Here is a 13370-nt window from a genome sequence, read left to right on the forward strand (position 1 = left end):
GCGACCGGCCCTGGAGGTCGAGTTGTACGACGACACGGGCCGCCTCCGGCTGCTCTTCCACGGCCGGCGCCGACTCGCGGGCGTGGAACCGGGCCGCCGACTGCGCGTACGCGGGGTGGTCGGCGAGGCGGAGGGCCACCTGGCGATGCACGATCCGACCTACGAACTCCTGCCCGAGGACGAGGAGGAGTAGCGGGGCCCGGTCCCCGGCGTCGCGGTCGGCTCAGCCGACCCGGCGCAGCAGGCCCAGCCGGCTCGCGGTGCGCACGATGTCGGTCGGCAGGTCGTCGCCGGCGAGCAGTTCCGGCAGCGGGCGGTCGCTGCCCAGGAAGAGCCGGACGTCGGCGTCGCAACACACGTCGATCAGGTTCACGAAACGTTGCCGGGCCTCGGCGCTCGCGGTCTTCAGCGGCGGCAGGTCGCGGATCACCCACGTGGGGTACGTCTCGGCCAGCACGAGGTAGTCGAGCGGCGACGTCCGCCCCTCGCACAGCGCCTCGAACCCGGCCCACAACTCGTCCGGCCGGGCCGCCTCGACCACCAGCACGCGGTTGTTCACCGTCAGCGTCGCCGCCTCGGCCGGCGTGGGCGGCACCAGGCCCTGTCCGCGCAGTTGCCCGGGGTCGCCCGGCCACAACACCGCGCCCCGCGCGAACGCGGTGACGCCGGATTTGGCCCGGGGCAACGCCCGATAGTCCTGCGGACCGGCGACGGTGACCACGCTCATCCGGGTCTCGATCTCCCGGATCGTCGGCTCGAACAGGTGGTGGTAGAGCGGGTTGGGCAGCAGTGCGGACGGCGGGTAGTTGGAGGTGCAGACCAGGACCACCCCCCGGGTGTGCAGTTCCCGCAGCAGCCGGGTGACCAGCATCGCGTCACCCGGATCGTGCACGTGGAACTCGTCGAAGCAGACCAGGTCGACGTCGCCCACGAGTTCGGACACCGCCGCGTCCACCGCGCTGTGCTCGTGGCCGTGGTCGTCCCGGTGCCGTCGGACCGCCTCGTGCAACTGCCGGAAGAAGGCGTGGAAGTGCACCCGGGTCCGGCGGTCGGCGGGTCCGGCGACGGCGGCGAAGAAGGTGTCGAGGAGCCAGGTCTTGCCCCGCCCGACCGGCCCCCACAGGTACAGCCCCGGCGGCGTCCGGCGATGGAACAGCCCGTGCGCCCGGCCCCGGCCCAGCGCGAGGCCGAGTTCGGCCAGGCGGTCGGCGGCCTGCCGCTGGGCCGGATCGAGGGTGTACCCGCGCGCCCGGGCGGCCTCGTCGAAACGGCTCCGGATCGTCTCGACCGTCGTTCGCATGATCGAGATCCTAGGGCCGGCATCGGGGCGTGATCCGTGACCCCGGTCACGACCGGGAGGCGAACGACACCACCGGCAACGGCACCACGCGCATCGTCGGGACCTCGTAGTGCCCGCGCCCGACCGAGCGCGGCCGGGTGCTCCGCGAACGGCGCGCGTGCGCTCGCTCCACCACGCCGCGATTCTTACGCAGTCACGTAATCACTTGAATGTCGCCTCAATCCACCGGCGAGTCATCGGATCGGACGGGAACGGCGTGGTACTCGACTTCGACGTAGAACTGCCCATTGGGCCTCTTCAGCCGCCGCACGGTGCGGTGTCCGGCGGCGCCCAGTTCCCGCAGCGCCTTCTGCACCCGGTACGGCCCCTCGGGCATCACATCGGCCACGTCCTTGCCGGTGAACTTGATCCCCTCCGGCACGGCCAACATGCAGGCGAGCACCCGACGGGCAAGCGGGCTGAGTCCACTGTCCGCGTCGTCGGACACGGCATCCCACCCCCATGGCTCAGTCGACGATCGAAGCGGTGTCGAGGACGAAGCCGAAGGGATCGGGCATCGGCAGGAGTTTGCCGAAGCCGACCTCCACGCGCCCCGTGTAGTTGCCCTTCTCCGGCTCGGTGAAGAGCGTCGGCTTGGATTCGGAACGGTCGATCAGGAGATAGAGCGGGATCGCGGCCTCGGCATGGACCTGCCGTTTGGTGAACCGGTCCCGGCCGGGGACGGTGGAGGTCACCTCCACCACCAGGAGCACCCCGTCCGACGGCATCCAGGACTCCGCGCCACGCATGGCACCGGACGCGGTCACCGTGATGTCGGGAACGACACGATCGCCGGCCGGCGTCTGCACACCCTTGTTCATGGCGGCATCGAAACGATTGCCCACGTCGAAGCGCGCCAACTGCCTGGCCAGACGCCGGATGAGAGTCTCGTGATCGCCGTCCGACGGTGGTGACACCCGAGTCTCCCGGTCGATGAACTCCACGCGATAGTCGTGCAGTCGTTCGGACAGGGCGGAGAACAACTGCAACGGATCCGGCATCGCATCGTCGTCGGTTTCCACACCATGTGTGTGCACAGCTTCGACGGACATCACACCCGTTCCTCCTCTCCCCGAGGCAACTCCTTCAGCCTAGTTTCGGGGTCGAGGGCACAGTAGCCCTTCTCGGGCCATTCACCCGTTCGGGCAGATGTGCTCTCGTCTAGGCTCGCGGGATGCGTGTACGGCTGCGTCAGATCGTCGTGGATGCCCGCGAACCGCGGGTGTTGGTCCGCTTCTGGGCCGGGTTGCTCGGTGGGGAACCGGTCGATCGGGAGCGGGGCTGGTCGCATGTCGAGCCGCCGGACGCGGCGCGGATGGCGTTCCAGCCGGTGCCGGAGGACAGGGCCGGGAAGAACCGGCTGCATCTGGACCTGGCGGTGGCCGACATCGACGCGGCCGTGGCGCTCGCGGTCTCGCTCGGGGCGACGCCGGCGGGCGGGACGGTCACCGACGAGCAGGGGTCGTTCCGGGTCATGCGCGATCCCGAGGGCAACGAGTTCTGCTTCGTCGACTGAGCTGGGGCAGCGGCGAAAAGGCGGCGGATCGGCCGGACCGGGAGGCGGCGGGACACGGTCGCCGCTCCGGGTGAGCCGATCCGTCGCCGGTCGGGACCGGGTCCGCTCAGGCGGCCGTCACCACGGCCTCGCGGGCCAGGACCCGCTCGTCGGCCTTCGGGCCGCCCTTGCGCGCGAAGATCACCAGGCGCATGAAGGCGAACCGGCCGATGCCCGCCAGGCCGGAGGCGGACAGGTACACCGACTGCTCGACCAGCACCCCGGCGTGCGGCCGGATCGTGTGCAGCACCAGCATCGCGGCGGTGGTGAACAGGTAGCAGACCAGCACGGTCAGCGCCGCCTTGACGTGGTCGCTCCCGCCGGGCCTGTCCTGCCCGAAGGTGAAGCGGCTGTGCAGCTCGGTGGCGATCAGGGTGGAGCCCACGGTCACCAGGGCGTTGGCGGCGGCGAACGGCACGTGGCCGGAGAGCAGGACCAGCGTCGCGCTGCTCGCGAGGCCGACCCCGCCGCCGAAGACGACGAAGCGGACGAAGGAGGCGATCACTCCGGGGGGCCGGGTGGGGGCGGCGGCGCTGCGGTCGGTGTCCATGTCGAAGAGCATCCGCCGCACCGCCGGCAGCCCTCGCACAATCCGCTGACCGCCCCTGTCGGCGGCTGTCAGCCGGTGCCGGCGGCCGGCGTTCGAGCCTCGGAGGCGGGTCTACCACCGGGGCGTTTCGGCCGGCGCCGAAGCGTGGCGCGGCTAGCGTGCCGGGCACGGGTCGTTCGCCGGCGGGCCCGGTCCGGTTCGCGGGCCGAGGGTCGCCGGCCGCAGGCGGAGGTGGTGCGGGATGGATGGCGGCACAGGGGTTCGGCCGGCATCGGCGGCCGCGCGGGCCGTGGCCGAGCGGTTTCGGGAGGTCAACGGTGACCATCCGATGACGCCGGCCGACGACGCGTACGTGAATCGGCAGTTCGTCGAGCTGACCGCGTTGTGCGCGGCGACCGGGCGGGATCCGGAACGGGTGCGCGGACTCGTCCTGGACCGGTGCCTGCCGCTGCCCTCCTACCTGCGCTCGGACGGGGTCGAGATGGTGCCGGCCGACCTGTTCGCGCTCGCCGACGCGGCCGGCGGCCCGGACCGGCTCCGGGCCTGGTTCGTCGGGCACTGGGCCGATCCGGTCGACGGCGAGGAGGAGTGGGCCGGCTACCTCGGCGGGCAGTACGTCTGCCTGCGCTCCGTCTCCCCCACCACGATCCGGCGCAAGAGCGAACTGATGGCCGCGATCGACGCCGCCCTGGCCGCACCCGCGCCGGACGATCCGGCCTGGCGCGCCGCGCTCCACCGGTCGATCGACGACCTGGACGCCCTGGAGCCGGACTTCACCGCCTACGACCGCCTCCGCTTCGGCGGCCCGGTCTCCCGCGACACCCACATCACCGCACCCCGCGCCCGCCACCCGCGCACCCCCTGATCGGGGCCGCATCGAGCGGCCTCACGACCCCGGCCGCACCGCCCGCAGCGCGTCGACCAGTCCGTGTCCGTGGAACGAGTCGACCTCCCCCGACGCGGTACACGACCCCGCACACGGCAGCCGAAGCGCGGTGGCGGCCAGCCGGGCCGCGATCGTGTCCGGGCCCCACTCCGGGTGCTCGGACACGATCAGCGCGGCCACCCCGCTCACCGCGGGCGCCGCCATCGAGGTGCCCTCCTTCCGGGCCCACCCGCCGTCGCGCGCGGTGGACAACACGCCCTCGCCGCCGGCCGAGCCGTTCCCGCCGGGCCCGGCCAGATCCACCACGCCGAGGCCGGTGTTCGAGTAGCCGGCCCGCCGACCGTCCGTGCCGACCGCCGCGACCGTGACCACGCCCGGGAGTTCGGCGGGCGCCATCCGACACGCGTCGGTCACCGGGCGCGGCGGCACCGGCCGGCTCGCCGCGTCGTTCGGGCTGTACGGGTCCACCGTCTTGTGCGCGAGGTCGTAGCCGTCGTTGCCCGCCGCGGCGATCGACAACACGCCGCGCTCGGCCGCGTAGGCCGCCGCCCGACGGATGCCCTCGTACGCCACCGCCTGGTCCTCGTCGTCCGGACACATCAACCACCACGGGTCGTTGTAGTAGCTGTGGTTGGCGATCCGCAGCCCGCGCGCGGCGTGCTCGGCCAGCCACACGAACCCGCATACGCTCGCCTCGGCGTGGAACATCGTGTCCGCGTCGCCGATCCGCACCGCCGCGATCCGCGCCCTCGGCGCCACCCCGACCACGCCGACGCCGTTGCGCGCCGCCGCGATCGTGCCCGCCACGTGCGTCCCGTGGTCCGAGCGCGGCGCCCGCCACGCCGCGCCCTCCCGGATCGGCCGACCCGTCGAACAGTCCACCGACAACTCCGCGTCGAAGTTCGGCGCCAGATCGGGATGCCGGTCGTCCACCCCGGAGTCGACCACCGCGACCGCCACATCGGGGCTGCCCTCGGTGATCCGCCACGCCTCGTCCGCGTGCACCATGGCCAGGTTCCACTGCGGAGCCTCCGCCGGATCCGCGACCGCGCCGCCGGCCCGCGCGCTCGACCCACCGCGCTCCGCGATCGGCGCCGTCCGGGTGGCCCCCACCCGCGCCACGCCCGGCCGCCCCCGCACCGCCGCCGCGAACCCCGGCCCACCGTGCGCCACGACCACCCCGATCCGCCCGTACGCCCCGACCACCGTGCCGCCCGCCCGCCGCACCGCCGACTCCACGAGCACCGTCCCCGCCGGCCCCGGCTCTCGGGTCAGCACCAGGTAGGAGTAGGTCTCCGCGGGCGCCTCGACCGACCCGCTCGGCGCCGCCGACACCGCCCGCGTGGGCACCGTCCCGAGCAGCACGACCCCGGCCGCCGACACCATCGCGATCGCCACACGCATCCTCATGACGGCCCACATGCACATGTACCGGCCGAACCAACCCGGCATTCACCCGGACGAGTCGCCCGCCCACTGGGGGCGAACCGGCCCCGAACGCCGACGGGCGCCGAGCGAGCCGGTCCCCCGGCCCACCCGACGCCCGTCGGCGCGCCCCCCGTCTCACGTGGTGATGTCGCGCTCGTTCAGTCGAGCCCACGCCGCCGCGCCGAAGACCGCCGCGTACGCCGCCTGCATCCCGAGGTTGCGCAGGATCTCGCCGGTCGGGATCGGATCGCGCAGCAGGTCCCCGAAGCTCATCCACGCGTCGGTGAACAACCACGGGTGCAGACCCGACAGCTGCGGGATCCCGGTCAGGATCGCGGTCACGATCACCACGCCGACCGTGGTCGCCATCGCCGCCACCGGCACCGTGGTCAGCGTGGACACGAACAGCCCGATCGCGGCCAGGCCGACCAGCGAGGCGGCCACGCACAGCGCGATCAGCACCGCCCGCCACGACGCCTCGACCATCGAGATCGAATCCCCGGTCAGCAGCGGCACATCGCCCATCGGGAACAAGGCGGCGCCGACCGCCAGGGCGGACATCGCGATGGTGAGCGTCGCGGCCAGACAGAACGTCAGCACACCGGCGAACTTCACCAGCAGCAGTCGGGTCCGCCCGGCCGGCGCGACCAGCAGGTAGCGCAGCGTCCCGCCGTGCGCCTCCCCCGCGATCGAGTCGCCCGCGACCACGCCGACGGTCATCGGCAGGAAGAACGGCAACGCGGCGGCCAGCGACGCGAAGACCAGGAACAGCCCGTTGCCGGTGACCTGGTTCACGAAGTCCATCGTCCCGCCGTCGCCACCGCCGCGCGAGGAACCCCCGTCGTGGAAGTAGCGCAGCGCGACCCCGAGCAGCACCGGCACCAGGGCCAGGAAGCCCAGCATCGCGGCCGTCCGCGGCCGCAGGAACACCAACCGCAGTTCGCTGCGCATCAGCCCGCGCAGGCGCGGCAGCCGTTCGGCGCCGAACGATTCGGCATCCGCCGTGGAGTGCCCGAACGCGGGCGACAGGACACCCGTCTTGGGCAGTGCGTCAGTCGGTGACATCGAAGCCTTCCCCGGTCAGGGCGACGAACGCGTCCTCCAGGGACGGCCGCGCGAGGGTGAACGATCGGACCCGGATGTCGGCGCGCACCAGCGCCGCGCAGATCTCGTCCGGCTCCAGCGCGGGCGGGTCGGCCTCCACCCCGTCGTCGGTGCCGACCACGTCGGTCGCGCCGAGCCGCCGCAACACCACGACCGCCGCCCCCGCGTCGGGAGTCGTGACGAGCAGGCGGGCCCGGGTACCGGCGCGCAACGATTCGACGGTGCCCTGGGTGATCAGCCGCCCGTGGCTCATCACCGCGACGTCGGTGCACACCTGTTCGATCTCGTCCAGCAGGTGCGAGGACAGGAACACCGTGGTGCCGTCCGCGGCCAACCCGCGGATCAGCGTGCGGATCTCGCGCATCCCCTGCGGGTCCAGGCCGTTGGTCGGCTCGTCCAGGACCAGCAGGTCGCGCGGGCGCAACAGCGCGGAGGCGATGCCGAGCCGCTGCTTCATGCCGAGCGAGTACGCCCGCGCCTTGCGGCCGGCCACCGCGGTCAGGCCGACCTTCGCCAACGCCGCGTCCACCCGGGCGTTGCGGGTCCGAGGGTCGGACGTGGGGTCGGCGGCGTCCAGCCGGTCCAGGTTCTGCCGACCGGTCAGGAAGCCGTAGTGGGCCGGGCCCTCGATCAGTGCGCCGACCCGGGGCAGGACCTGCCCGACGGCCCTCGGCATGGGGCCGTCGAGCAGGGTGACCGTGCCACCGGTGGGCCGGATCAGCCCGAGCAACATCCGGATGGTGGTGGTCTTGCCGGATCCGTTGGGCCCGAGGAACCCGAAGACGGAGCCGGCCGGGACGGTCAGGTCGAGGCCGTCCACGGCGAGCCGGTCCCGGCCGTAGCGCTTGGACAGCCCCTCGGTACGGATCGCCGCGGTCCCGACCGCCGTGGACGCGGTCATCGCTGTGCCGCGATCCGCTGGAGCGTGTCCGCGTCGACCGCGCCGGCGAAGACCCGGCCCGAGTCGGTGGTCAACACGTTCAGCAACCGGGTGTTGATCAGCGTCCCACCCGGCACCGGCTTGCCCAGCTTGCCGAGCAACCCGGTGACGTCCTTGCCCTCCTTGCCCTCCTTGCCTTCCTTGCCCTTGGCCCCGGCGGGCAGTTCGACCACGGTGGTCCACCCCTCGCCCAGCAGACCCGGGGCGGTCCGCTCGCCGTTCGGCGCCGGCGGTGCGGTGGGCTTCCCGGGTGCCGCCTCGTGCGCGGGGGCCTCGGTGACCCGGGCGCCGGCCGGCGGCTTGAAGTCGAACGTGCCGGCGGCCGGCTTGTCGTAGGAGACCTGCTCGAAGCCGATGTCGACGGCCGGCTTGCCGCCCTTGACGGTGTCCACGGTGACCCGCAGCGGCACCCCGGTCCTCGCGTCCACGAACACCGTCGCGGCGGCGATCAGGCTGCCCTGCGCCTTGGGCGCGAAGCGCAGCTTGTACACGTCGTGCCCGGCGACCCGGGCGGTGCCGTCGACCCGGACGTCGGTGCTCGGGCCGACCAGGTCGAGCAGTTGGCGGGCCGCGTCCTGCGGGGTGGTCGGCACCAGCGACGCCACGTCGGGGCGCGTCGTGTCGACCGTGGTGTGCGTCACGGCGTGCGCACGGCTGTCGTAGGTCCACACGTCGCGGCCGTTGTGCACGACGTTGTACTCGGACAGATCGGCCATGATGCCGATCCGCTGCCGGTCCGGGCCGTCCAGGGCCACCTGGAGCCTGTTGGTGCCCGAGAGCAGCGCCTGCGGGCCGCCGCCGCCCTTGCCCGGGACGGCCGGCAGGCCCAGGTCGGTGTCGATGCGGACGGTGCCGGTCAACGCGTCGGCCCGAGCCGCGGCGACCTTGGCGACGAGTTGTTCGGCGGTGACGTCGGGCAGTCCCGGGCGCCCGTCGTCGGCGAACGCGGCCGGTCCGATGGTGACCGCGCCGACGGTGGCGGCCGCGATCGCGGCCGGCACGGCGAAGCGCCACGGCACGGATCGGCGGGTGGTGCTGGTCATGACAGGTGCCCCCTGATGCGAGTGTCCGGTGCGACACATCAAGAGGACCATCGGAGTCACCCACCCGGCGTCGCCCGTACGTCACCGGAAAACGTCACCCTCGGGGCGCCCCGCGCCCGAGGGCCTGGGACTTCAAGCTGACCCACAGGAACCCGCACTACTCCCGGGGGAGCAGTCCGGGAGTAATCCACAGCCGTACACCGGACGCGACGAGCGGGCGGGCAGGCGGGTGCCACGGACTAGGCGCTGCGCTCCACCACGAGTTCACACAGGGAGGACAAAGCCCGCTTCGCGCTGCAATCCGGCAGGGGAGCCAAAACCTCCCGAGCCTCCTCCGCGTAACGCCGGGTGTCCTCACGGGCCTTCGCCAGCGCCGGGTGCCCGCGCAGCAGCGACAGGGCCTCCGCGTGCTCGTCGTCGTCCGTGATCGGACCGTCGAGCAGTTCGAGCAGGTGCCGGTCGGCCGCCGGTGACGGGCCCGCCACCCCCGCGCGCAGGTGCAACACCGGCAGCGTCGGCACCCCTTCGCGCAGGTCGGTGCCCGGGGTCTTGCCCGACTCGGTCGCCTCGCTGGCGATATCGAGCACGTCGTCGGCCAGTTGGAAGGCCACGCCGAACCGCTCGCCGTAGCGGGTCAGGATGTCCACCACGTGCTCGTCGGCGCCCGCGAACATCGCGCCGAACTGCCCCGAGGCGGCGATCAGCGAGCCGGTCTTGTCCGCCATCACCGACAGGTAGTGCTCGACCGGGTCGTCGCCCATCGCCGGACCGACCGTCTCGCGGATCTGGCCGGTCACCAGTCGGGCGAACGCGCGGGCCTGGATCCGCACCGCCTCGTTGCCCAGGTCGGCGACGATCTCCGAGGCCCGGGCGAACAGGAAGTCGCCGGTCAGGATCGCCACCGAGTTGTCCCACCGGGAGTTCGCGCTGGGCGCGCCGCGCCGCAGCGGGGCCTCGTCCATCACGTCGTCGTGGTACAGCGTGGCCAGGTGCGTCAGTTCGCACACCACCGCCGCCGGCACCACGCCCGGGGCCTGCCAGTCGCCGAATTGGGCGGCGAGCAGCACCAGCAGGGGCCGGAACCGCTTGCCGCCCGCCTCGACGAGGTGTCGCGAGGTCTGCGTCAGGTAGGGGAACTCGCTCTTGGTGGCCGCCAGGAGCTCCTGCTCCACGGCGGCCATCCCCGCCCTGATGTCGGCGTCGAGAGTTTCGTCCGTGACGCTCAGCCCGAAGGGCCCCACGATCGCCATGACGGTTCTCTCCTGTCGATCACGCAGAGTCTCTGCGTCGTGCTCAATGGACGAACAAGGCTGCCTTGTCCGCGAGGTCCAGTACCGGCTGCGGGAGGATGCCAAGGACCACGGTAACGGCTACCCCGAGCGCGATGGCAGCGGTGGTCATCACGCTCGGTACGACGACCGTCGGACCGTCCGCCTTGGGCTCCGAGAAGAACATCAGCACGATGACCCGCACGTAGAAGAACGCGGCGATCGCGCTGCACAGCACACCGACCACCACGAGGCTGCCCGCGCCGCCGCGCGCCGCCGCCTGGAAGACCGCGAACTTTCCGGCGAAACCGCTGGTCAACGGGATGCCGGCGAAGGCGAGCAGGAACAGCGCGAACACTCCCGCGACCAGCGGCGAACGCCTGCCCAGACCCGCCCAGTGGGACAGATGGGTCGCCTCGCCACGCGCGTCCCGTACCAGGGTGACCACCGCGAACGCACCCAGAGTGACGAATCCGTAGGCCACAAGGTAGAACATCGTGGACGACACGCCCGCGTCGTTCATCGCGATCATTCCGGTCAGGATGAAACCCGCGTGGGCGATCGACGAGTAGGCGAGCAGCCGCTTCACGTCGGTCTGGGTGATCGCGATGACCGCGCCCGCGACCATGGTCGCGATCGCGACGCCGATCATCACCGGCCGCCAGTCCCAGCGCATGCCCGGCAGCGCGACGTAGAAGAAGCGCATCATCGCGCCGAACGCGGCCACCTTGGTGGCCGCCGCCATGAACCCGGTGATCGGGGTCGGCGCGCCCTGGTACACATCCGGCGTCCAGGAGTGGAACGGCACCGCGCCGACCTTGAACAGCAGGCCGACCGCCACCATCGCGAGCCCGATCAGCAACAGCGCGTCGTTGTCCATCGCGCCGGCCGAGGCCACCCCGATCTTGTCCAGCGAGACGCTGCCCGAGTAGCCGTAGAGCATGGCCACGCCGAACAGGAAGAACGCCGAGGAGAACGCGCCGAGCAGGAAGTACTTGAGCGCGGCCTCCTGGGAGAGCAGCCGGTTGCGCCGGGCCAGCCCGCACAGCAGGTACAGCGGCAGGGACAGGATCTCCAGCGCGACGAACATCATCAGCAGGTCGTTCGCCGCCGGGAAGAGCAGCATGCCCACCAGCGAGAACATGGCCAGCGGGTAGACCTCGGTCTGCGTCCACCCGGCCGCCGCGGCGTCCTTCTCCTGCTGCGAGCCGGGCGCGGCCGCGGCCTGCGGGGCGAACGCGTCGCCGCCGGCCGGTTCCAGCCTGCGCTCGCCGATCAGCAGCACCGAGGCGATGCCGATCAGGAGCAGCGTGCCCTGGAGGAACAGCGAGGGGCCGTCGACGGCGATCGCGCCCATCGCGGTGATGCTGCCCCGGTGGTCGTCCGGCAGGTCCCGGGCCAGCCATACGATCGCGCCGAACGCGGCGATCATGCCGACCAGGGCCACCGTGAGCTGGGCGCGGTAGCGGGCCGGTCGGGGCAGGAACGCCTCGATCAGCACGCCGACCACGGCCACGCCCGCGACGATCAGGATCGGCGAGAGCTTGCCGTACTCGATGGTGGGCGCGTCCACCTTCGTCACGGCGAGCGTTGCCGTTGCGGCGGTGCTCATGCTCACTTGGAGCCTCCAGTGGTGTGCGCCTCGGTGCCCGCGGCCTGTTCGATGGGCTTGGTGGGCGCCGGGTCCTTCTGCTCCACCCGGCTGAGCGTGTGGTCCACGGCCGGATTCACCGCGTCGAGCACCGGCTTCGGGTAGACGCCGAGCACGAGCAGGAACGCGATCAGCGGTACCACGACCGCCAGTTCGCGCGGCACCAGGTCGCGAAGCTTCTCGTTCCCGGGCCGGACCGGACCGGTCATCGTGCGTTGGTACAGGACGAGCACGTACAGGGCGGCGAGCACGATGCCGGTGGTGGCGAAGATCGCGGCCACCTTGTACTTCGTGAACGCGCCCACCAGCACCAGGAATTCGCTCACGAACGGGGCGAGTCCCGGCATCGACAGGGTCGCGAGTCCGGCCACCAGGAACGTGCCCGCGAGGACGGGGGCGACCTTCTGCACGCCGCCGAAGTCGGCGATCGTCTTGCTGCCGCGGCGCGAGATCAGGAAGCCCGCGATCAGCAGCAGGGCCGCGGTGGAGAACCCGTGGTTGACCATGTACAGCGTCGCGCCCGACTGGCCCTGACTGGTCATCACGAAGATGCCCAGGATGATGAAGCCGAAGTGCGAGATGGACGTGTACGCGATCAGCCGCTTGATGTCGGTCTGGCCGACCGCGAGCAGCGCGCCGTAGATGATCCCGATCACCGCGAGGGTGATCACCACGGGGGCGAAGTACTTCGACGCGTCCGGGAAGATCTCCAGGCAGAACCGGAGCATCGCGAACGTGCCGACCTTGTCCACCATCGCGGTGACCAGGACCGCGACACCCGGGGTGGCCTCGGTCATGGTGTCCGGCAGCCAGGTGTGGAACGGCCACAGCGGGGCCTTGATCGCGAACGCGAACATGAAGCCCAGGAACAGCGCCTTCTCCGCGGTCGGGTCGATGTCCAGCTGACCGGTGGCGACCGCCTGCGAGATCTTCACGAAGTCGAAGGTGCCGTGCCCGTCCACCCCGATGCCCTGGTTGGCGGTGGCCACGTACAGGCCCACCACCGCGGCCAGCATGACCAGGCCGCCGAGCAGGTTGTACAGCAGGAACTTGACCGCCGCGTAGGAGCGTTGCGCGCCGCCGAAGCCGCCGATCAGGAAGTACATCGGGATCAGCATGGCTTCGAAGAAGACGTAGAACATGAACACGTCGGTGGCCGCGAAGGACACCACGACCATCGCCTCGACCAGCAGCATCAGCGCGAAGAACGCGTGTGTGCCGCGCGGCGCGGGCCGGCCCGCTCCGGCCGAGCCGTCGGCGCCCACCGGCGCCTCGTCCGCGTCGTGCCACGAGGCCAGGATCAGCAGCGGCATCAGCACCGCGGTGAGCAGGATCAGCACCAGGCCGATCCCGTCCACGCCCAGCGACCAGCGCACGCCGAACGAGGAGATCCAGCTGTAGCTCTCGGTGATCTGGAAACGTCCGCCGTCGTTGTCGAACTTGGTCGCCACCACCACGGCGACGGCCAGCGTGAGCAGGCTGAACAGCAGCGCCACGTTCTTGGCGAGCCTGCGTTTGCCGGCCGGTACGGCGGCGACGCACAGGCCGCCGACGAACGGCAGCGCCGCGAGCGTCGTCAGCCAGGGAAAGTGGCCGTTCATCGAAG

Annotated in this window: 13 protein-coding genes; 2 read left to right on the top strand and 11 right to left on the bottom strand. The window is 71.8% G+C overall.

From position 1 onward, the window contains the following. Positions 1 to 223: 223 nt before the first annotated feature. From zapE to EMA17_RS07995, 3 genes are all read right to left on the bottom strand, one after another. Complete coding sequence (gene zapE, locus EMA17_RS07985) at positions 224 to 1300, bottom strand: cell division protein ZapE (protein ID WP_126636214.1); 1077 nt, start codon at positions 1298 to 1300, stop codon at positions 224 to 226. Between the two features lie 217 nt (positions 1301 to 1517). Then, on the bottom strand, positions 1518 to 1787 hold the full coding sequence (locus tag EMA17_RS07990; RefSeq protein WP_126636215.1) for a hypothetical protein: 270 nt from the start codon (positions 1785 to 1787) through the stop codon (positions 1518 to 1520). Positions 1788 to 1806: 19 nt separating this feature from the next. Then, a complete protein-coding gene (locus EMA17_RS07995) occupies positions 1807 to 2391 on the bottom strand; it encodes a Uma2 family endonuclease (RefSeq protein WP_126636216.1) in 585 nt (194 codons plus the stop codon). 122 nt (positions 2392 to 2513) lie between these two features. Between EMA17_RS07995 and EMA17_RS08000 the strand changes: the two genes are divergently transcribed. Continuing rightward, a complete protein-coding gene (locus tag EMA17_RS08000; RefSeq protein ID WP_126636217.1) occupies positions 2514 to 2855 on the top strand; it encodes a VOC family protein in 342 nt (113 codons plus the stop codon). A gap of 106 nt (positions 2856 to 2961) precedes the next feature. Here the strand turns inward: EMA17_RS08000 and EMA17_RS08005 are convergent, their stop codons facing one another. Then, on the bottom strand, positions 2962 to 3444 hold the full coding sequence (locus tag EMA17_RS08005) for a GtrA domain-containing protein (protein WP_246126529.1): 483 nt from the start codon (positions 3442 to 3444) through the stop codon (positions 2962 to 2964). A gap of 241 nt (positions 3445 to 3685) precedes the next feature. Here EMA17_RS08005 and EMA17_RS08010 point away from each other — a divergent pair, with 241 nt between their 5' ends. Continuing rightward, entirely contained in the window at positions 3686 to 4309 is a 624-nt protein-coding gene (locus tag EMA17_RS08010; RefSeq protein ID WP_126636219.1) for a DUF6058 family natural product biosynthesis protein, read from the top strand. A gap of 21 nt (positions 4310 to 4330) precedes the next feature. Here EMA17_RS08010 and EMA17_RS08015 read toward each other — a convergent pair whose 3' ends face one another. From EMA17_RS08015 to EMA17_RS08045, 7 genes are all read right to left on the bottom strand, one after another. After that, positions 4331 to 5740: a S8 family peptidase gene (locus EMA17_RS08015; RefSeq protein WP_126636220.1), complete on the bottom strand. Its 1410-nt coding sequence runs from the start codon at positions 5738 to 5740 to the stop codon at positions 4331 to 4333. Between the two features lie 153 nt (positions 5741 to 5893). Beyond that, a complete protein-coding gene (locus EMA17_RS08020) occupies positions 5894 to 6823 on the bottom strand; it encodes an ABC transporter permease (protein WP_126636221.1) in 930 nt (309 codons plus the stop codon). After that, entirely contained in the window at positions 6810 to 7763 is a 954-nt protein-coding gene (locus EMA17_RS08025; RefSeq protein ID WP_126636222.1) for an ABC transporter ATP-binding protein, read from the bottom strand. Before EMA17_RS08025 ends, EMA17_RS08020 begins: the two co-directional genes overlap by 14 nt. Further along, a complete protein-coding gene (locus tag EMA17_RS08030; protein ID WP_246126530.1) occupies positions 7760 to 8845 on the bottom strand; it encodes a LolA family protein in 1086 nt (361 codons plus the stop codon). Before EMA17_RS08030 ends, EMA17_RS08025 begins: the two co-directional genes overlap by 4 nt. A gap of 239 nt (positions 8846 to 9084) precedes the next feature. Next, positions 9085 to 10095, bottom strand: coding sequence for a polyprenyl synthetase family protein (locus EMA17_RS08035; RefSeq protein ID WP_126636224.1), 1011 nt, complete (start codon positions 10093 to 10095; stop codon positions 9085 to 9087). 43 nt (positions 10096 to 10138) lie between these two features. After that, on the bottom strand, positions 10139 to 11725 hold the full coding sequence (nuoN, locus tag EMA17_RS08040; protein ID WP_126636225.1) for an NADH-quinone oxidoreductase subunit NuoN: 1587 nt from the start codon (positions 11723 to 11725) through the stop codon (positions 10139 to 10141). Between the two features lie 2 nt (positions 11726 to 11727). Next, positions 11728 to 13365 (bottom strand): NADH-quinone oxidoreductase subunit M, encoded by a 1638-nt coding sequence (locus EMA17_RS08045; RefSeq protein ID WP_126636226.1) that lies wholly within the window; start codon positions 13363 to 13365, stop codon positions 11728 to 11730. Positions 13366 to 13370: the final 5 nt, after the last annotated feature.

It is taken from the genome of Embleya hyalina, from assembly GCF_003967355.1.
Lineage (GTDB): Bacteria > Actinomycetota > Actinomycetes > Streptomycetales > Streptomycetaceae > Embleya > Embleya hyalina.